The following is a 20,199-nucleotide window of genomic DNA, read 5'->3' as shown; positions in this document are numbered from 1 at the left end:
GCACGCCGGGCGCAATCACGCGCGGGGCGCGAGGCGGTGGGACACTGGTCCTCTGCCACCGGCTCACCGAGGGAGGTTGCCATGACGATCCGTACTGCCCTGCCGCTGCTCGCGATGCTCGCGCTGAGCGCCTGCAACCGGCCGGTGCCCCCGGCACCGGACACCCCGCCGGAACCACAGGCGACCGCACTGCGCGATGCGATCCACGATCCGATCGACCGCGCCAAGGGCGTGGGCGATACGTTGCAGAAGACCGCCGACGCTCAAGCCGCCGAGGTGGACCGCGCTACCGGCGATGCGCCACCGCCCAGCCCCTGACCCCATCGGCCGGATGGCAGAACGCCCGGCACAGGCCGGGCGTTCGGGTGTCACACAGTACCGCTGAGGCCGCTTACAGACCGCAGAAGCAGTACACCAGCGTCTTGACCGGCGCGGCGTTGTTGCGCGGGTCGCGTGCGGCGTCTTCGACGAAGCGCAGCTGGGTGTCCAGCTCCGGCATCGAACGGGCCAGCATCAGACGGGCCATGCCCGACTCGCCCAGCATCCAGGCACCGGCATGGCTGCCGGCGAAGCCGCTGAGGAACTGCGCGAACGGCGTGGCCGCCTTCTCGATGTAACGCACGCGGAACTTGCCGGCCTCACCAAGCTTGGCGCGGCTGGCGGCATCCGCCACCGCGGCCTTCAGGCCACCGAAGTCATCGACCAGGCCACGTTCCTTGGCCTGCGCACCGCTCCACACACGACCGCGGGCGACTTCATCAACCGCTTCCACCGGCTTGTTGCGCGCGGCGGCGACCTTGCCGGTGAAATCGGCGTAGCCCTTGTTGATCACCGACTGGATGACCTGGCCCACGGCCGGGTCCATCGGGCGGGTGATGTCGAACGCACCGGCGAAGCGGGTGGTGCCCACGCCATCGGTATGCACGCCGATCTTGTCCAGCGAGCGGGCCACGTTCGGGATCATCCCGAAGATGCCGATCGAACCGGTGATCGTGGAGGGGTCAGCGTAGATGCGATCGGCGTTCATGCTGATCCAGTAACCGCCCGAGGCAGCCAGGTCGCCCATCGAGACCACCACCGGCTTGCCGGCTTCCTTCAGCGCGACCACTTCGCGGCGGATCTGTTCGGAGGCGAACACTTCACCACCCGGCGAGCTCACGCGCAGCACCACGGCCTTCACGTCCTTGTCGTCGCGCGCTTCGCGCAGCAGCGCCGAGGTCGACTCGCCACCGATGCGGCCGGCCGGCAGATCGCCACCGGAGATTTCACCGGACGCCACGATCACCGCCACCTGCGGACGCGAATCCACCGGCGAGCGACGGCCGTCCAGCACGCTCAGGTAGGCGTCGAGATTGACGTTGCGGTAGCCACCGTCGGCGTCATCGTCGGCGATGCCGCGCTCGGTCAGCAGGGTGTCCACTTCCTCGCGCGTCTTCAGACCGTCCACCAGCTTCTGCTGCAGGGCGAACTTGGCCAGGTCGCCACCGGCGGCAGCGATCCCTTCGGGCATGGTGTCGATGCCGGCGGCCAGCTGTGCCGGATCGAGCTTGCGTGCCTTGGCGATGTCGGACAGGTAGCGCTGCCACACATCGTTCATCCAGAACAGGTCGGCTTCCTTGGCCTGCGGCGATGCGGCGTCCAGCACGTACGGCTCGGCGGCCGACTTGTACTCGCCCACCTTGAACAGGTGCACGTCCACGCCCAGCTTGTCCTGCAGGCCGGTGCGGAAGTACTGGCGGTAGCGGCCCAGGCCCTCGAGCACCACGCCGCCCATCGGGTCCAGGTAGACCTCATCGGCCTGCGAAGCCAGCAGGTACTGCGACTGGCTCATGTTCTCGCTGAAAGCCACCACCTGCTTGCCGGCGGCGCGCAGCTCCTGCAGCGCAACGGTCACTTCGCGCATCGAGGCGAAGCCGCTCGGCTGCAGCTTGTCCAGCTCCAGCACCACACGCTCGATCTTCTTGTCGGTCTTGGCCGCCTCCAGCGCGCGGATCAGATCACGCAGCTGGATTTCTTCGGCGCCCTTGTCACCGACGGCCTTGCCCAGCGCGCGGCTGACCGGATCAGCGCTGAACTGCTCGACCAGCCGACCTTCCGGCGCGATGACCAGCGTGGTGCGGTCCTGCAGCGACGCCTTCGAGGTCGCGCTCTTGCCCATCGCGACGATGAACAGGATCAGGATCAGGAACAGCAGGCCGAAGAACACCAGGTTGAGGATGAGCCGGCGGGTAAAGTTCATCACATCCCACAGCCCGATGAAGAAGCTGGCGACGGGATTGCGACGCGCGGGTTGGTTCATGGGGGTAACTCCAGAGTGGCTTCTTGCCGTGGTGCCAGAATAGCCGTTGCCGGGCGCGCCGGCATCGGACACAAGTCAGGGGGTCGAAGGGAGACCGGCGCGGGCGCTGCTCACGCGCAGGCGCCAGCCCATCAGGATCGCGGCGGCGGTCAGGCCCAGGATGAGGCCCAGCCACATGCCCTGCGGGCCCATGCCCAGGCCGAGCCCCAGCCCGGCGCCAAGCGGCATGCCCAGGCCCCAGTACGAGAACATGGCGATGAACATCGGCACGCGGGTGTCCTTCAGCCCGCGCAATGCGCCGGCCGAGAGCACCTGGATGCCATCCGGGAACTGGAACGCCGCCGCGTACAGCAACAGCGTCGAGGCCAGTGCGGCCACGCCCATGTCGGCCGTGTAGACGCCGACGATGGCGTCATGGCCAAACAGCAGCACCAGCGCGGACAACGTCTGCGTGCCGAGGATGATCACGAGCCCGGCGATCGCCGCGCGGCGCACGCCCAGCCCGTTGCCGCTGCCGACCGCATGGCCGACCCGTACCGTGGTGGCCTCGGCCACGCCCATCGGGATCATGAAGCACAGCTGCGCGACGTTGATGGCGATCTGGTGCGAGGCGGCTTCGGTGGCGCCGAGACGACCGATCAGCAGCGCGGTGACGATGAACAACCCACCTTCCATCAGCACGGTGATGCCGATCGGCAGGCCGGTCCGCAGCAGGTCCCAGATCGCCGACCAGCGCGGCGCTTCGAGATGCGAAAACAGCTGCAGGTGGGCGAAACGCTTGGTCTTCCACAGATAACCGGCAAAGCACAGCGCCTGCAGCCACATCATGATCGCCGAGGCCATGCCCAGGCCTTCGGCGCCCAGCTCGGGGAAGCCGAGCTTGCCGTAACACAGCACATAGCCCAGCGGCGCGAGCACCAGCAGGCCGCCAAAGCCGAGCAGCATCGTCGGCAGCGTCCAGTGCATGCCTTCGCTGAGGTAGCGCATGCAGAAGTACAGGGTCAGCGCCGGCCCGCCCCAGCGCACCGCGTGCAGGAACGCGGTTGCGCCCGGCACGATGTCCGGCGCGATGCCGAACGCGGGAAGCAGCGGCGGCACCACCGTGAGGAAGGTGAACATGATCAGGCCCAGGCCGAGCGCCAGCCACAGGGCCTGGCGGAACAGCGGGCCGATCTCGCGCTCGCGGCCGGCGCCATGCAGCTGCGACACCGAAGCGGTCAGCGAAATCAGCGTGCCGATCGGGATCAGCATCGGCAGCCACAGCAGCGCCGTACCGATGGTGACGGCGGCGAGCGTGTGGGTGCCGTGGTGACCGGCGATCACGTTGTCGACGAAGGAAATCAGGCCGGTGGAGACGTGGCCCAGAACCAGCGGCAGCGCGAGCAGACCGGTGGCGCGCACTTCCCGGGAGAGGCGCGGCGTGGAGGAAGCGGTAGACATGGGAGTCACAGACGGCAACTACGGTCGCGCGCGGAGGGCACAGGCACCGGGTTGCGGCCCGCCATCTTACGCGCGCGGCCGGGGAAAAGCCGCGCTTTCAGGTAAACGGGCCGAAGCCGTCAGTGGCCCACGTTCTCGCGCAGCCAGCTGTCCCGTGCGGCCGGCGCCACGCCAAGGAATTCGGCGCGCACGCGGTCGCGGTCCTGCGGTGGAGTGCGCTGGGCGACCAGGGTCAGCTGGGTGAGCTGGGAGGGCGTGAGCTGGCGCAGCACCGCCAGCGCGGTGGGGCGCTGCTCGGCCGGCAGATACCCGAACAGGCCCTGCAGCTTGGTGAACTCATGCCCGAGCTGTGGGCCAAGCAGCCAGCCGTCGCGGAAGCGCTGGTCCTGTTCGGCGAAGCGCTGGCGAAGCGCCTGCTGCTGGGCCGGCGGCAGGGCCGCCACGCGCGCCGCCGCGGCGCGGACACGGGCACGCTCGCTTTCGGTCATGGCCTGCCAGGCGGCATAGCGGCTGCGCAGCTCGCGCAGCTGGGCCGGATCCAGCGCCGCAGGCGTGGCCGGGATCGCCGGGGCGGTGGCACTGGCAGGCGCGGGCACCGCCAGCGGCACTTCGACCCGGTTGGGGGCGGCGATGGCCGCACTGGACAGCCCAAGGGCGATCAGCAGGAAGGCAGGCTTACTCATCGGCGGCAGCCGTCTCCAGGCCGGCGGTGGCGGGTTCGGGGCGGCTCGGCTGGGCCTGCGATTCGTCGACCGGGACCGGGCCGCCGGCGGCGAACCAGGCGTACAGATCGGCATCGCGGGCGGTCGGCAGATCCGGATCGGCCAGCATCGCCGCATCGCTGGCGGCGTACGGCGAGGCAGCCGGGGCCACGCTCGGCAGATCGTCAGCCGGGAGCGCTTCAACCTTCACCGGGCCCGCATCGGCAACCGCGCCTTCGGGGGTATCCATCACGGGGTCGCCAGCCTGGCGGGCGTGTTTCCACCAGGTGGCACCGCCCAGCAGCACGCCGACGGTCACGGCCACGATCAGCACGCCCTTCCATGGGAAACGGCGGCCGCGTTGGCGCCTGACCGGGCGGCGCTGGGCGGGGGCATCGGACTTGGCCGGGGTGCGCCAGGACGCTGCGTCCGATGGCTGGCTGGCCGGGGCGGCCACGGGTTGCTGCAGCCGCTGCAGACGGCTGGCGGGCAGATCCCGGATGCGCAGCTGGACCTGCTCGGCCAGGGCGCGCCAGCCAGCGGCATCGGGATTGCCATGGGCATCGCGCGGGCAGGCATCGGCCAGGGCGTGCTGGTAGTCGGCCATCGGCAGATCCAGGACCTGTGCGGCAGCGGCTTCATCCAGCCCACCGCCGATCCGCAGCACGAACGCCAGCCGTGCCGGCGGGGCCAGCCCGGCCAGATGCGCCAGCGGCGCCGGCCACTGGCCTGCGGCCGGGTCCCGCAACGGTGCGCGGTGCACCAGCAGCGACCAGAACCGCTCTGGCCACTGGGCCATGGGCAGGTCGCTGGCGATCCCGGCAAAGGCGCGCATGACCGCGACCAGGGCCTGCTCGGCCACGGTCGGGTCGCCGCACTGCAGCTCGGCCACGACCAGGGCCCGGCGTTCAACGCCACGAAGAAATGCCGACAGCGCGCCGGCTGCGGTAGAGGAAACAGGGGCGGGCGCAGCCGTCATAGCAACTCCATCATTGTGGGGAAATGATAGCGATTGCGTCACTGCTGCGGCGCGCAGATGTTCATTTCCTGTGAGCGGCCACGGTCTGCAAAGCGTTCTGGTGGAAAAGGTTGTGCACAGCACCACGAAAAACCGGGGTAGAACCGCAGGTGAGGCCCACGTCAAGTCTGTTTCAACTTTGTTTCACAGCTATCTTGTTGTTTTTATTGATCATTGTTTCTTGGCTATTTTTTGACCAACCTAAGGAGAACATCGGAAGTTCCTGACGCAAGGCGGTCACATACGCAATGGCACACAGACTTATCCACAGAAGATGTGGATAAGCCTGAATCTCCAATCAAGTCGGATATTTAGGTGGGATTTATGATTCGGCGCGCACCTGGTTGAGACGGTGAATGGGCGTGATCCGGGTCCACCTGCCCCGCTACACTGGCCCGATGACCTCCTCGTCTTCGACCCTGCGCGTCGCCCTGCCGGTGCCGCTGCCGCAACTGTTCGACTACGCCCCGCCGCCCGGGCCGGTCCCGGACCCGGGAATGACCGGGCAACGGGTACGGGTGCCGTTCGGCTCCCGCGAGCTGGTGGGGGTGGTGGCCGGGATCGGCCAGGTGGAGGATCCCGGCAGCCTGCGCGCGGCGATCGAGTGGATCGACACCACGCCGCTGCTGACCGGCGAGCTGTGGCGCTCGCTGCAGTGGCTGGCGCGCTACACCCATGCGCCGCTGGGCGAGGTGATCAGCACGGGCCTGCCCGGCCCGCTGCGACGCGGTGAAGCAGTGCCGGACACCCATCAGTGGGGCTGGCAGCTCACCGACGCCGGGCACGACCCGCAGCCGAAGTTGCGCAACGGCACGCGCCCGCAGCGATTGGCCGAGTGCCTGGCCGAGGGTGTGGTGAACGAAGACCGCCTGGATACGTTGATGGACGACTGGCGCAGCGCCGCCCGCTCGCTGGCCAAGCGCGGGCTGGTTGAACGGATCGCGCTGGCCCATTCGCCGGCCGTGGCCTCGCCCGCGGGCGGCCCCGCGCCCAACGCCGAACAGGCCGACGCGATCGCCGCGATCACCGCCGCCGACGGCTTTGCCGCCTACCTGCTGGATGGCGTCACCGGCAGTGGCAAGACCGAGGTCTACCTGCAGGCGATCGTGGCGTGCCTTGCGCGTGGCAAGCAGGCGCTGGTGCTGGTGCCGGAGATCGGGCTGACCCCACAGACGCTGTCGCGCTTCCGCAACCGCCTGGGCATACCGGTGCATGTGCTGCACTCGGGCCTGAACGACAACGAGCGTGCCCGCGTGTGGGCGGCTGCCGCGCGGGGTGAAGCGCAGGTCATCGTCGGCACGCGCTCGGCGGTGTTCACCCCGCTGCCGAATGCGGGCCTGATCGTGATCGACGAAGAGCACGACGGCAGCTACAAGCAACAGGACGGCATCCGCTACCACGCGCGGGATTTCGCGCTGGTGCGCGCCAAGGCACTGGACGTGGCGGTGGTGCTCGGCAGTGCCACGCCGTCGCTGGAATCGCTGCACAACGCGCATGCCGGCCGTTACACCCACCTGCGCCTGAAGCAGCGCGCCGGCGCCGCGCGCCCGCCGGTGGTGCGCGTGCTCGATGTGCGCAAACGACCGTTGCGCGATGGGCTCTCGCCGGAAGTACTGGCCGGCATCACCCAGCATCTGCAGGCCGGGCACCAGGTGCTGGTGTTCAAGAACCGCCGCGGTTATGCGCCCGTGCTGCTCTGCCATGACTGTGGCTGGACCGCGCCGTGCCAGCGCTGCGATGCGCCGATGACCGTGCATGCCGGTGGCCGGCGCCTGCAATGCCACCATTGTGGTGCGCGCCAGTCCGCGCCGCTGGCGTGCCCGGACTGCGGCAGCCTGGCGCTGCAGCCGCAGGGCATCGGTACCGAACGGCTGGAAGAACATCTGGTCGAGGCCTTCCCGGAGTTCCCGGTGATCCGCATCGACCGCGGCACCACCGGCAAGCGCGATGCGCTGGAAACCCAGCTGGCCTTGCTGGGCGATCGCGCGGGGATTCTGGTCGGCACGCAGATCCTGGCCAAGGGTCACGACCTGCCGAAGCTGACCCTGGTGGTAGTGGTCGGCATCGATGAAGGTCTGTTCTCGGCCGACTTCCGCGCCAGTGAAAAGCTCGCCCAGCAGTTGATCCAGGTCGCCGGCCGCGCCGGGCGTGCGGTGGATGCCGGCGAGGTCTGGCTGCAGACCCACCACCCGGGGCATCCCCTGCTGGAGACGCTGGTCAACGGCGGCTACCACGCCTTTGCCGATGCGGAGCTTCAGCAGCGCGAGGCGGCCGGTTTCCCGCCGTTCGCGCACCTGGCGCTGCTGCGTGCCGAAGCGCAGCAGGTGGAGCATGCCAACGCGATGCTCAGTGCGGTGCGCGCGTTGATTCCCGACGATGCCGCGGTGGAACGCTACGGCCCGATGCCGGCACCGATGCCCCGCCGCGCCGGCTACCAGCGCACCCAGCTGCTGCTGTCCTCACCCGCGCGACGCCCACTGCATGGCGTGCTGGACCAGGTGACGCCGCAGATCTCCGCGCTGCCGCAGGCTCGCAGGGTGCGCTGGTCGCTGGATGTGGATCCGATGGATCTGTACTAGGCCGGCATGTGCTGACCGTTTGTCGGCACGAGGTAGTGCCGGCCGCTGGCCGGCACCCCGATCAGGTCAACGCCGTCATGACCCCACGCTGGTACGCCGGCCGCTGCTTCAGCCGTTCGTACCAGGCGGCCAGATGCGGCAGGTCCGGCCGCTGGATCGGCATCTCGAACCAGGCATAGATGAAGGCGCCCAGCGGGATATCGCCCATCGCGAACTGCTCACCGGACAGATACGGCTGCCGCGACAAGGCCTCATCGGCCATGGCCAGCAACTCGCCCGAGCGCACCAGTGCGGCAGCGATGCGCGCCTCATCCCGATCAGCGGGCGCGGTCCGCAACGTGCCCCAGAACAGATCGCGGAACACGCCGGCGAAGGTCGAGGTGGTCCAGTCCATCCACTTCTCCGACTGCGCGCGCGCCACCACGTCCTCCGGGTACAGCGTGCCCAGCGCGTAGCGCGCGCAGAGATAGCGCACGATCGTGTTGGATTCCCACAGCGGCAGGCCCTGGTCCTCGATCACCGGCACCAGCCCGTTCGGATTCATCGCGCGGTACGCCGGCGACTGCGTGCCACCGAATGCACCGCCGACTTCGATCGACTCGTAGGGCGCACCGATCTCCTCGGCACACCACAGCACTTTGCGCACGTTGCTGGAATTGCGACGGCCCCAGATTTTCAGCATGATCGGACTCTCGTATCGGGCGATGCGCGGCACGGGGCGCGCGGTGCGGATACGATACGCCCAACGGCGGGCTGTTACTTCGTCGCCTTCGCCGCACTCTTCTTCGGCAGCGCGCGCACATACGTCGATTTGCCGTCCTTCTTCATCTCGAACAGGCCGGTCGCGGCCAGCAGATCGCTGAGTTTGCCGTACCCGTAATTGCGCGAATCGAAGGAGGCCTGGTTGCCGATCTGGCTGCCGACCGGGCCCAGGTGTGACCAGCCATCCTCGGCTTCGGCCGAGGTCACCGCGCGGCGCAGCATCTGCACCAGGCGGGTGTCGTTGCGCAGCTCCGGGCCGCTCTTGCGCGGGCGGGTTTCCTCGTTGTCCTGCTCCACTTCCTGATCGGCCGCATGCGGCTGACCCAGGGCTTCGATGTAGGTGAACTTAGAGCAGGCGTTGACGAACGGCTCGGGCGTTTTCTTTTCGCCGAAGCCGTACACCTTCACCCCGTCGGTCAGCAGGCGCATCACCAGCGGGGTGAAATCCGCGTCGCTGGAGACGATCGCAAAACCGTCCAGATTGCGGGCGTACAGCATGTCCATCGCGTCGATCACCATGGCCATGTCCGAGGCGTTCTTGCCGCGGCTGTAGGCGAACTGCTGGATCGGGCGGATCGCGTATTCGTGCAGCACCGATTCCCACCCTTTCAAGCGCGGACTCTTCCAGTTGCCGTAGGCGCGGCGGACATTGGCCACGCCATAGCGGGCGACTTCGGCCAGCACCGCATCGATCTTGGACGAGGGCGCGTTGTCGGCATCGATTAACAGGGCGATGCGCTTTTCCGGTTCGGACATCTCGGTCTCCTGGGCGGGATCGGATCGGCCATCGGGCAAGTGCGATGGCCCCTGAACCCAGTATCGGCCATCGACGTGAACATCGCGCTTCACGTGCGACCATGGGCCGCATCACGAGACGACCTGCGCCGCCCCCCGCCGGCGCCCGCCAAGGAGTGAAGCATGACCCGCGATCCCACGCCCCACCTGCTCATCATCGGTGGCGGTTTTGCCGGCCTCTGGGCCACCCGTGCCCTCGCCTCGGCGCACGTGCGCATCACCCTGGTGGACCGTCGCAACCACCATCTGTTCCAGCCGCTGCTCTACCAGGTGGCCACCGCCGGCCTGTCCGCGCCGGATATCGCCGCACCGCTGCGCCACATCCTCGGCGACCAGCGCAACGTTGAAGTGCGGCTGGGCGAAGTGACCGACATCGACAAGGCAGCGCGCACCGCGACGCTGGCCGATGGCACGCAGATTACGTACGACACCCTGATGCTGTGCACCGGCGCCACCCATGCGTATTTCGGCCACGACGAATGGGCCGCCGATGCGCCGGGCCTGAAGACGCTGGACGATGCCATCGCGCTGCGCCGCAAGCTGCTGCTCGCCTTCGAGCGTGCCGAGGCCGAACCCGATCCCGCGCGCAAAGCGGCGTGGCTGAGTTTCGCCGTGGTCGGTGGGGGCCCCACCGGCGTGGAACTGGCCGGCACCCTGGCCGAGATCGCGCGGCACACGCTGCGCAATGAGTTCCGCCATATCGATCCCGCCTCGGCCAAGGTCCGCCTGGTCGAAGCCGGCCCGCGCGTGCTGTCGACCTTCCCCGAGGTGCTCTCGCTCAAGGCACGGCGGCAGCTGGAAAAGCTGGGCGTGGAAGTGCTCACCGGCACCCCCGTCAGCGACATCACTGCCGAAGGCTTCCAGCTCGGCGAGCGCTTCGTCGAGGCCCGCACCGTGGTCTGGGCCGCCGGTGTCGCCGCCTCACCGCTGGCACGTACGTTGGACGTGCCACTGGACCGCGCCGGCCGCGTGCCGGTGCAGCCTGACCTCACCCTGGAGGGCCACCCGGAGATCTTCGTTGCCGGTGACCTGGCGGCACTGACCCAGGCCGACGGCAAGCCGGTGCCCGGCGTCGCGCCGGCGGCCAAGCAGATGGGCAAGCACGTGGCCACCACCGTCCAGGCACGCCTGGCCGGCAAGCCCGCGCCGGGTGCGTTCAAATACCAGGACTTCGGCAACCTGGCGACCATCGGCCGCATGGCGGCGATCGTCCACCTCGGCCGGCTGCAGCTCTCCGGCGTGCTGGCCTGGTGGTTCTGGCTGGCCGCGCACGTGTTCTTCCTGATCGGCTTCCGCAACCGCGTGGTGGTGCTGTTGAACTGGGCGGTGGCGTACTGGAGCTACCAGCGCAGCGCACGGATCATCTTCGGTGATGCACAGGACGATCGCCGGCCGAAACGACCGCCCACGCCCTGATCATCCCTGCGACAGACATCCCCAGCCATCCACCTGGCCGCTGTAGGAGACCGCCTCGCTGGCCAGCAGACCTTCGAAGCCGGCGATGTTCTGGTGGGTCGGCAGCATCAGCGGATGCACCACCACCTGCCAGGGGTAGTCGTCGTTGCCCTCGTAGGCGGCGAAGGACACCTTCTGGTCGTTCTTGAGCAGGTGCACGGCGAAGGCGATCGCCACATCCTGGGTCGGAAAGATCAGCGCGAAATCCACCTCGCGCGGAATCGACAGATCGTCGCCATCCTGCAGCATGTTCCAGAGCACATCGCCATTCTCATCTTCCGGGTACAACGACAGATCGCGGGACATGGCACTCCAGGGCTTGGGCAAGCGGATCAACGAACGAGGGTCGATGGTATGCCGCCAACGAAGACCCGAACAACCAGCACGCGGGGCTACATGGGATCGGGCAGCGCCAACCACGCCAGCTTGCGCTCGCGCGGTTGCCGCTTGAGCTGCCACTCGGCCTTCGACGCCGCGGCCCGGTCCGGGTAGGCGCGCATCGCCAGCACTCTCACCGGTGGGTGGGCACGGGTGTATTTGGCCCCTTTGCCGGCGAGGTGGGCCTGGAAGCGCGCCTCCACGTCGTTGCTGATGCCGGCGTAATAGCTGCCGTTGCGGCATTCAAGCAGGTACAGGTACCAGAGGGCGGGTTCAGCGGGCATACCGGGATTATCCCCCGGCGCGGGCCCGGCGGCTGCTAGAATCCGCCCCGGATGCAGGAGAGAGGCGCCGCGCTGGCGCCCGCCGAAGGCGCAGGCTCCCATAATCGCTCAGGCCGGTGGCTCGATACGCCACCAACCATGCATCCGACACGCCGATCTGGAGAGAGGTCTTCAATGACCCGCCGAAGGGGCACGTGGCCTTGGCCACCGAACTCTCAGGCAAAAGGACAGCGGGAGCGGCAACGGAATCCCACCCCCACGACAGTGCAGCGGCGCTGGCGTGATGCGTGTGCGTTTCCGTCCCCGCCTGACGTGTTTTCCGGAGCCACCCCCATGCTGCTCTCCCTGATCTACCTCATCGCCATCTCGGCCGAAGCCATGACCGGCGCGCTGTCGGCCGGCCGCCGCCGCATGGACCTGTTCGGCGTGGTCATCATCGCCTGCGTCACCGCGCTCGGCGGCGGCTCACTGCGCGACATCGTGCTCGGGCATTACCCGCTGGGCTGGGTGAAGCACCCGGAGTACCTGGGCTTCACCATCTGCGCGGCACTGATCGCGACCTGGGTGGCGCGCTGGATGCACCACTTCCGGCGTACCTTCCTGGTGCTCGATGGCCTGGGCCTGATCGCGTTCACCCTGATCGGTTGCGCGGTCGCACGCGAGAGCGGGCACACCGTGCCGATCATCCTGATCGCCGGCATGCTGACCGGTGCGTTCGGTGGCGTGCTGCGCGACGTGCTGTGCAACGAGGTGCCGCTGATCTTCCAGAAAGAACTGTATGCCGTGATCACCCTGCTCACCGGCGCGGCCTACCTGACCCTGCTGGAACTCGGCGTGTCGCTCAACGCGGCCACGCTGTGGTGCCTGGGCGGCGGCTTCCTGTTCCGCCTGCTGGCGATCCACTTCAAATGGGAAATGCCGAAGTTCGTGTACCGCGACGAGGTACATTGACGCACGCGCAGGCATGACCAAGGTCACGGGAGCTTGAGCGGCCTGGCCCTGTATCATGGCGCTCCCGTTCCAATCGAACGGCATCCAGCCACGCGGCGGTGTTCCACCCGCTGCCCCGCCAGACACCCTCTCCCCCGTTGACCTGCCGCACTCGGCCGGTCCCCATGGACGCACTGCTCCGGTGGAGGGTGCGCAGGATGCGTATGTCCGCTTCAACGCCCGCCTCGTCTCGCCGTCGTTTCGCCAAACCGCTGTTGATCGCTGCCGCCGTCGGCCTGGCCGCGATCGCCGCAGGGAAGCTGCTCTCGCCCGCGCCTGCCGCCAGCCCCGCCGGTGGCCCACAGCCGACCCCGGTGCGCGTGGCCACTGCGACGCAGGAAGACCTGGTGGTGCGCCTGAAGGCGCTCGGCACGGTGACCCCGCTGCATACGGTGAGCCTGCGCAGCCGCGTGGATGGCGAACTGCTGCGGCTGGCGTTCTCGGAAGGCCAGCACGTCAAGGCCGGCGAGCTGCTGGCCGAGATCGACCCGCGCCCGTTCCAGGTACAGCTGTCGCGTGCGCTGGGCACCCAGCAGCAGAACCTGGCCGAGCTGGACAACGCCGAGAGCCAGCTCAGGCGCTTCACCGAACTGCAGACCAAGCACTTCGTCTCCGCGCAGGACCTGAGTGATCAGCAGAGCAAGGTGCGCCAGCTGCAGGGCCGTCGCCAGACCGACCAGGCGGCCGTGGATGAAGCGCGCCTGCAGCTGCAGTACACCCGCATTACCGCGCCGGTGGCCGGACGCATGGGCCTGCGCAATGTGGATGTCGGCAACCTGGTGCGCAGTGGCGATACCGAACCGCTGGCCACGATCACCCAGACCACGCCGATCAGCGTGCTGTTCACCGTGCCCGAGCCGGACCTGCCGGCGGTGGTCGCCGCCGCCCGTGCCAATCCACAGCTTACCGTGGAAGCCTGGGACCGCGAGGAGCGCACCGCGCTGGGCGACGGCGTGCTCTCCAGCCTGGACAATCGCATCGATACCGCCACCGGCACGCTCAAGCTGCGCGCGCAGTTCGCCAACGCCGATGAGTCGTTGTTCCCCAACCAGTTCGTCAACGTGCGCCTGCAGGTCAGCAGCAGCGATTCGGTGGTGATCCCCAATGCCGCCGTGCAGTTCGGCAGCAAGGGCAGCTACGTCTACGTGATCGCGGCCGATGCCACCTCGCACCTGCGCAACGTGGTGCTCGGCCCGGCCGATGGCGAACGGGTTTCGATGCGCGAAGGGCTCAAGGCCGGCGAGCGCGTGGTGGTGGAAGGCATCGACGGCCTGCGCGAAGGCGCCAAGGTCGAGGTGGTGGAGCAGGACCCGCCGCGGACCGGCGCATGAACCTCTCGCGCCCCTTCATCGAGCGCCCGGTCGCGACCACGCTGCTGATGGTGGCGCTGCTGCTGTCCGGCGTGATGGCCTACCGCCTGCTGCCGGTCGCGGCACTGCCGCAGGTCGATTACCCGATCATCCAGATCACCACGCTGTATCCCGGTGCCAGCCCGGATGTCACCACCAGCGCGGTCACTGCACCGCTGGAACGGCAGCTGGGGCAGATCCCCGGCCTGAAGCAGATGTCCTCGACCAGTTCGGGCGGCGCTTCGGTCATCACGCTGCAGTTCTCGCTGGAGGTCGCGCTCGGCGTGGCCGAGCAGGAAGTGCAGGCCGCGATCAACGCCGCCGACAGCTTCCTGCCCGATGACCTGCCGGTGCCGCCGGTGTACCGCAAGGTCAACCCGGCCGATACCCCGATCCTGACCCTGGCGGTGACCTCGCAGGGGCTGTCGCTGCCGCAGGTGCACGATCTGGTCGATACCCGCATGGCGCAGCGGCTCTCGCAGCTGCCTGGGGTCGGGCTGGTCAGCCTCGCTGGTGGGCAGCGCCCGGCGGTGCGCATCCAGGTCAATCCTTCGGCGCTGGCCGCCAACGGCCTGAGCATGGCCAGCATCCGCACCGCGATCGGCACGGCCAACGTCAACATGCCCAAGGGCAGCTTCGACGGACCGACCCGCGCGATCATGCTCGATGCCAACGATCAGATGCGCTCGGTGGCCGAGTATCGCGCCCTGATCCTGGCCTGGAAGGACGGCGCACCGCTGCGCCTGGGCGACGTGGCCACCATCGAGGATGGCGCCGAGAACCGCCAGCTGGCCGCGTGGTCGGGCACCACCCCGGCGGTGCTGATCAACATCCAGCGTCAGGCCGGCGCGAACGTGATCGCCGTGGTCGACCAGGTGCGTGCGCTGCTGCCGCAGCTGCAGGCCTCGCTGCCGGCCGGGGTGGATGTGACCATCCTGAGCGATCGCACCGAATCGATCCGCGCGTCCATCCGCGGCGTGCAGCACGAGCTGCTCATCGCGATCGCGCTGGTGGTGATGGTCACCTTCGTGTTCCTGCGCAACATCCCGGCCACGATCATTCCCAGCATCGCGGTCCCGCTGTCGCTGGTGGGCACCTTCGGGGTGATGCTGCTGGCCGGCTTCTCGCTCAACAATCTCACCCTGATGGCGCTGACCATCGCCACCGGCTTCGTGGTGGACGATGCGATTGTCATGCTGGAGAACATCGCCCGCCACCTGGAGCGCGGTGCCACGCCGATGCAGGCAGCACTGAAGGGCGCCAGGCAGATCGGCTTCACCCTGATCTCGCTGACGCTGTCGTTGATCGCGGTGTTGATCCCGCTGCTGTTCATGGCCGATGTGGTCGGCAAGCTGTTCCACGAGTTTGCGATCACGCTCGCGGTGGCGATCGGCATCTCGCTGCTGGTCTCGCTGACGCTGACGCCGATGATGTGCGCGCGCCTGCTCAAGGCCGGTCATGCCACCCGCCGCGATGCGGATGGGCAGGAATCGGCGCAGCAGGGTGACCCGTTCGATCGCGTCGTGGCGGTCTACGATCGCCAGCTGCACTGGGTGCTGCAGCGCCAGCCGCTGATGCTGGCCGCCACCGTCGCCACCCTCGTACTGACGGCACTGCTGTACGTGTGGGTGCCCAAAGGCTTCTTCCCGGTGCAGGATGCCGGGCTGATCCAGGGCATCAGCGAGGCGCCACAGTCGATCTCCTTCCAGGCGATGGCGCAGCGCCAGCAGGCGTTGTCGGCGGCGTTGCTGGAGGATGAGGACGTGGCCAGCCTGTCCTCGTTCATCGGCGTGGACGGCAACAACGCCACGCTCAACAGCGGGCGCCTGCTGATCGAATTGAAACCGCACGCACAGCGCGCTGCCGATGCGCAGGCGATCATCGCGCGGCTGCAGCAGCGCGTGGCGCATGTCCCGGGCATCAGGCTGTACCTGCAGCCGGTGCAGGAGCTGGGCATCGAAGACCGGATCAGCCGGACCCAGTACCAGTTCACCCTGACCAGCCCGGATATCGCGCAGCTGGAGACGTGGACGCCGCGCCTGCTCGAGCATCTGCAGCAGGCACCGGCACTGGCCGACGTCGCCAGCGATCTGCAGAACCAAGGGCTGCAGGCACACGTGGTGATCGACCGGGTCGCCGCCGCGCGCCTGGGGATCAGCGTGGAGACCATCGCCGATGCGCTGTACGACGCGTTCGGGCAGCGCCAGATCTCGACCATCTTCACCCAGGCCAACCAGTACCGCGTGGTGCTGGAAGCGCGCCCGGACGTGGCCTTCGGCCCGGATGCGATCGCACGCCTGCACGTCACCGGTCCGGACGGACGGCAGGTGCCGCTGGGCGGCATCGCACGGATCGAACAGCGCCCCGCGCAGCTGCTGATCAACCATGTCGGCCAGTTCCCGGCGGTGACGTTCTCCTTCAACCTCGCCCCGGAGGCATCGCTGGGCGAAGCGGTGGAGGCGATCGAAGGTGCACGCGCCGCGATCGGGCTGCCGGCCAGCGTCGAACTGCGCCTGCAGGGCGCGGCCGATGCGTTCCGCGCGTCGCTGTCGAGCACCTTGTGGCTGGTGCTGGCCGCGGTGGTGGTGATGTACCTGGTGCTGGGCGTGCTCTATGAGAGCTTCATCCATCCGATCACCATCCTCTCCACCCTGCCCTCGGCCACGGTGGGTGCGTTGCTGGCGTTGCTGGTCAGCGGGCGCAGCCTGGACCTGATCGCGGTGATCGGCATCGTGCTGCTGATCGGGCTGGTCAAGAAGAACGCGATCATGATGATCGACTTCGCGCTGGAGGCCGAGCGCGAGCACGGCATGGCGCCGCGCCAGGCGATCCACCAGGCCGCGCTGCTGCGCTTCCGGCCGATCCTGATGACCACGCTGGCCGCGCTGTTCGGCGCGATCCCGCTGATGTTCGCCAGTGGCTCGGGCGCGGAGCTGCGCCAGCCGCTGGGCCTGGTGATGGTCGGTGGGCTGATCGTCAGCCAGGTGCTGACCCTGTTCACCACGCCGGTGATCTACCTGTTCTTCGACCGCTTCCGCCAGCGCCCGGCGCCGGTGACCGACGGGGCTGACGAGGCGCTGGCGTGAGTCCGCTGTCGCGGGCGATCGGCTGGTTCGTCCGGCATCCCGTCGCCACCGTGCTGCTCGCGGTCGCGGTGGTGCTGGCCGGCCTGCTCGGGCTGCGCCTGCTGCCGGTCGCGCCGTTGCCGCAGGTCGACTACCCGGCCATCAACGTCAGTGCCAGCCTGCCGGGCGCGAGTCCGGAATCGATGGCGGCCAACGTCGCCACGCCGCTGGAGCGTGCCCTGGGCACCATCCCGGGATTGACCGGGATCGACTCGGCCAGCACCCAGGGCTCGACCCAGGTCGAGCTCAAGTTCGCGCTCGGCCGCAACGTGGACGATGCCGCGCGCGACGTGCAGGCGGCGATCAATGCCGCGCGCGCGCAGCTGCCCAGCGGCATGCCGGGCATGCCCCAGTACCGCAAGGTGAATCCCTCGCAGGCGCCGATCATGGCGCTGGCGCTGAGCTCGGACAGCCTCGCGCCGGGCCAGATCTACGACGTGGCCTCCACCGTGATCGCACAGAAGCTGGCGCAGATTCCCGGCGTCGGCGAGGTGCAGGTGGGCGGCAGCTCACTGCCCGCGGTGCGCGTCTCGCTGGATCCCAATGCACTCAACCATCACCGCATCGCGCTGGACGACATCGCCGCGGCGATCCGCAATGCCAACGCACTCAAGCCACTGGGCACCGTCGCCAGCCAGGCCCAGCAGTGGCAGCTGGAAGCGACGCTGCAGCTGCGCACCGCCGCCGAGTACCGCCGCCTGATCGTGGCGATGCGCGATGGCCGCCCGGTGTACCTGGAGGACGTGGCCGGGATCAGCGAAGGGGTTGAAGACCGCTACGCCAGCGGCTTCCACAACGAGCGCCCGGCGGTGCTGCTGATCGTCAGCCGCCAGCCGGAGGCCAACATCATCGAGACCGTCGACGCCATCCAGGCACAGATGGACACGCTGCAGGCGCTGCTGCCGGCCAACATCGACATGCAGGTGGTGATGGACCGTTCGCCGGTGATCCGCGCCACCCTGCGCGAGGCCGAGCTGACGTTGCTGCTGGCGATCGCCCTGGTGGTGCTGGTGGTGCTGGCCTTCCTCGGCCACTGGCGCGCGGCGCTGGTGCCGACCGTTGCCATCCCGGTCTCGCTGCTGGGCGCGCTGGCGATCATCGCCCTGCTCGGGTTCTCGCTCAACACGCTCTCGCTGATGGCGCTGATCGTGGCCGCGGTGCTGGTGGTGGACGATGCCATCGTGGTGCTGGAGAACATCGCCCGCCATCGCGAAGAAGGCGCCTCACCGATGACCGCCGCGCTGCGGGGCGCGGGGGAAGTCGGTGCCACGCTGCTGTCGATGAACATCGCGCTGGCCGTGGTGTTCATCTCGATCCTGTTCCTGGATGACTTCGTCGAGAAGCTGTTCCGCGAGTTCTCGCTGACCCTGGTGGCGGCGATGGGTGTCTCGCTGCTGGTTTCGCTGAGCCTGACCCCGATGCTGTGCGCGCGCCTGCTCGGGCAGGCACGGCCCGGCCCCGGCAATGGCCTGCAGCGCGCCGGCACCGCGCTGTTCGAGCGTCTGCGCGGCGCCTATGTGGGCAGCCTGCAGACAATGCTGCGCTGGCTCGCGCTGCCGCTGCTGCTGTTCGCCGGTGTGATCGCACTGAACGTGTGGCTGTTCCAACAGGTGCCCAAGGGCATCGTGCCCAAGCAGGACACCGCGCAGCTGCGTGGCTTCGCGCGCGGCGACGACGGCCTCTCGTTCCAGGTGATGCAGCCCAAGATCGAGGCCTACCGCAAGCTGCTGCTGGCCGACCCGGCGATCAGCGACATCATCGGGTACATCGGCGGCCGCAGCGGGGTCAACAACGCCTTCATCATGATCAAGATGAAGCCGCTGGCCGAGCGCAAGGTCTCCAGCCAGCAGGTGATCGACCGCCTGCGCGCCAACATGCCGAAGATTCCGGGCGGCGGCATGTTCCTGTGGGTGGACCAGGACATCAAGCTGGAAGGCAGCGGCGACAGCGGCCAGTACGAGTTCCAGCTGCTCTCCGGCGAGCTGGAACCGCTGCGGCAGTGGACGCCCAGGGTGGCCGATGCGCTGCGCGCCCTGCCCGAGCTGGTCGACGTGGAATCCAAGGGCGATGAAGGCATGCGGCAGGTGGTGCTCGACATCGACCGCGATGCCGCCGCCCGCCTGGGCGTGGACATGCGCATGATCGCTTCCGTGCTCAACAATGCCTTCAGCCAACGCCAGGTTGCCACGCTGTACGACACGCTCAACCAGTACCGCGTGGTGATGGAGCTGGACCCGCGCTACACCCAGGATCCTTCCACGCTGGAGCAGATCCATGTGATCGGCAAGGACGGCCAGCGCCTGCCGTTGTCGTCCATCGCGCGGTGGGAGTACGGCATGGCGCCGGACCGGATCTATCACAGCCAGCAGTTCGCCTCGGTCTGGATCGAGTTCGCGCTGGCGCCCGGCGTCACTCTGGACCAGGCGGTGAAAGCGGTGGACCAGGCCATGGCCAGGATCATGCTGCCCACCCATGTGCAGGCGCGGCTCAGCGGCGAGGCCGGTGGCTTCGAGAAACTGCGCGAGCGCCAGCTGTGGCTGATCCTCGGCGCGATGCTGGCGGTGTATCTGGTGCTGGGCGTGCTGTACGAAAGTTTCGTGCAGCCGCTGGCGATCCTCTCCACCCTGCCCTCGGCCGGCGTAGGCGCGTTGCTGGCGCTGATGGCCTTCGGCAACGAGCTGAACCTGATCTCGCTGCTCGGCCTGTTCCTGCTGGTGGGCGTGGTGATGAAGAACACCATCCTGATCATCGACTTCGCGCTGTCGGCCGAACGCGAGCGCGGCCTGTCGTCCTACGAGGCGATCTGCGAGGCGGCACGACTGCGGTTCCGCCCGATCCTGATGACCAGCGTGGCCGCGTTGCTGGGCACGTTGCCGCTGATGCTGGCCACCGGCGAAGGCTGGGAGATGCGCCAGCCGTTGGGCATTGCCATTGTCGGTGGCCTGCTGGTCAGCCAGTGGCTGACCCTGTACACCACGCCGGCGATCTATCTGGCGTCGGCGAAGCTGCGGCGCGCCGCGTGAT

15 protein-coding genes and 2 riboswitches are annotated in these 20,199 nt (G+C 68.4%); of the genes, 7 read left to right on the top strand and 8 right to left on the bottom strand.

Annotation, left to right across the window (positions count from 1 at the left end; all coding sequences use genetic code 11):
* Positions 1-81: 81 nt before the first annotated feature.
* Complete coding sequence (locus POS15_RS19720; RefSeq protein WP_019183575.1) at positions 82-318, top strand: hypothetical protein; 237 nt, start codon at positions 82-84, stop codon at positions 316-318.
* A gap of 73 nt (positions 319-391) precedes the next feature.
* Here the strand turns inward: POS15_RS19720 and sppA are convergent, their stop codons facing one another.
* The 4 genes from sppA to POS15_RS19700 all read right to left on the bottom strand — a co-directional run bounded on the left by sppA (position 392) and on the right by POS15_RS19700 (position 5,419).
* Positions 392-2,299 (bottom strand): signal peptide peptidase SppA, encoded by a 1,908-nt coding sequence (gene sppA / locus POS15_RS19715; RefSeq protein WP_284128726.1) that lies wholly within the window; start codon positions 2,297-2,299, stop codon positions 392-394.
* Positions 2,300-2,374: 75 nt separating this feature from the next.
* Positions 2,375-3,739, bottom strand: coding sequence for an MATE family efflux transporter (locus POS15_RS19710; RefSeq protein WP_019183573.1), 1,365 nt, complete (start codon positions 3,737-3,739; stop codon positions 2,375-2,377).
* 119 nt (positions 3,740-3,858) lie between these two features.
* Positions 3,859-4,422: a DUF3106 domain-containing protein gene (locus tag POS15_RS19705; protein WP_070472118.1), complete on the bottom strand. Its 564-nt coding sequence runs from the start codon at positions 4,420-4,422 to the stop codon at positions 3,859-3,861.
* Entirely contained in the window at positions 4,415-5,419 is a 1,005-nt protein-coding gene (locus POS15_RS19700) for a hypothetical protein (protein WP_102788584.1), read from the bottom strand. Before POS15_RS19700 ends, POS15_RS19705 begins: the two co-directional genes overlap by 8 nt.
* Before the next feature lie 437 nt (positions 5,420-5,856).
* On the opposite strand from POS15_RS19700, the gene POS15_RS19695 reads away from it, so the two are divergent.
* A complete protein-coding gene (locus POS15_RS19695) occupies positions 5,857-8,037 on the top strand; it encodes a primosomal protein N' (protein WP_102788736.1) in 2,181 nt (726 codons plus the stop codon).
* Between the two features lie 61 nt (positions 8,038-8,098).
* Here the strand turns inward: POS15_RS19695 and POS15_RS19690 are convergent, their stop codons facing one another.
* Both POS15_RS19690 and POS15_RS19685 read right to left on the bottom strand, forming a co-directional pair.
* Positions 8,099-8,719, bottom strand: coding sequence for a glutathione S-transferase (locus tag POS15_RS19690; protein WP_070472123.1), 621 nt, complete (start codon positions 8,717-8,719; stop codon positions 8,099-8,101).
* A 74-nt stretch (positions 8,720-8,793) separates the two neighbouring features.
* On the bottom strand, positions 8,794-9,555 hold the full coding sequence (locus tag POS15_RS19685) for an NYN domain-containing protein (RefSeq protein ID WP_102788585.1): 762 nt from the start codon (positions 9,553-9,555) through the stop codon (positions 8,794-8,796).
* A gap of 162 nt (positions 9,556-9,717) precedes the next feature.
* On the opposite strand from POS15_RS19685, the gene POS15_RS19680 reads away from it, so the two are divergent.
* Positions 9,718-11,010 carry an NAD(P)/FAD-dependent oxidoreductase gene (locus POS15_RS19680; protein ID WP_102788586.1) on the top strand — a complete coding sequence of 431 codons (1,293 nt, stop codon included), beginning with the start codon at positions 9,718-9,720 and terminating at the stop codon, positions 11,008-11,010.
* On the opposite strand, the gene POS15_RS19675 is transcribed toward POS15_RS19680, so the two are convergent.
* Both POS15_RS19675 and POS15_RS19670 read right to left on the bottom strand, forming a co-directional pair.
* Positions 11,011-11,355 carry a ribonuclease E inhibitor RraB gene (locus POS15_RS19675; protein WP_070472132.1) on the bottom strand — a complete coding sequence of 115 codons (345 nt, stop codon included), beginning with the start codon at positions 11,353-11,355 and terminating at the stop codon, positions 11,011-11,013.
* Between the two features lie 86 nt (positions 11,356-11,441).
* On the bottom strand, positions 11,442-11,711 hold the full coding sequence (locus POS15_RS19670; protein WP_070426048.1) for a GIY-YIG nuclease family protein: 270 nt from the start codon (positions 11,709-11,711) through the stop codon (positions 11,442-11,444).
* A 44-nt stretch (positions 11,712-11,755) separates the two neighbouring features.
* A riboswitch (glycine riboswitch) is annotated at positions 11,756-11,838 on the top strand.
* Between the two features lie 20 nt (positions 11,839-11,858).
* A riboswitch (glycine riboswitch) is annotated at positions 11,859-11,950 on the top strand.
* Between the two features lie 94 nt (positions 11,951-12,044).
* Between POS15_RS19670 and POS15_RS19665 the strand changes: the two genes are divergently transcribed.
* From POS15_RS19665 to POS15_RS19650, 4 genes are all read left to right on the top strand, one after another.
* On the top strand, positions 12,045-12,662 hold the full coding sequence (locus POS15_RS19665; RefSeq protein ID WP_070472135.1) for a trimeric intracellular cation channel family protein: 618 nt from the start codon (positions 12,045-12,047) through the stop codon (positions 12,660-12,662).
* A gap of 203 nt (positions 12,663-12,865) precedes the next feature.
* Positions 12,866-14,032, top strand: coding sequence for an MdtA/MuxA family multidrug efflux RND transporter periplasmic adaptor subunit (locus POS15_RS19660; protein WP_284128725.1), 1,167 nt, complete (start codon positions 12,866-12,868; stop codon positions 14,030-14,032).
* Positions 14,029-17,136, top strand: a complete 3,108-nt coding sequence (locus POS15_RS19655) for an MdtB/MuxB family multidrug efflux RND transporter permease subunit (protein ID WP_284128724.1) — start codon at positions 14,029-14,031, stop codon at positions 17,134-17,136. The genes POS15_RS19660 and POS15_RS19655 overlap by 4 nt, the downstream gene beginning before the upstream one ends.
* Positions 17,133-20,198: an efflux RND transporter permease subunit gene (locus POS15_RS19650; RefSeq protein WP_284128723.1), complete on the top strand. Its 3,066-nt coding sequence runs from the start codon at positions 17,133-17,135 to the stop codon at positions 20,196-20,198. Before POS15_RS19655 ends, POS15_RS19650 begins: the two co-directional genes overlap by 4 nt.
* Position 20,199 lies beyond the last annotated feature (1 nt).

The organism is Stenotrophomonas sp. BIO128-Bstrain (assembly GCF_030128875.1).
Classification (GTDB): domain Bacteria; phylum Pseudomonadota; class Gammaproteobacteria; order Xanthomonadales; family Xanthomonadaceae; genus Stenotrophomonas; species Stenotrophomonas bentonitica_A.
Note: the sequence above shows the minus strand (reverse complement) of the source record. Positions and strands in the feature narration are given on the sequence as shown.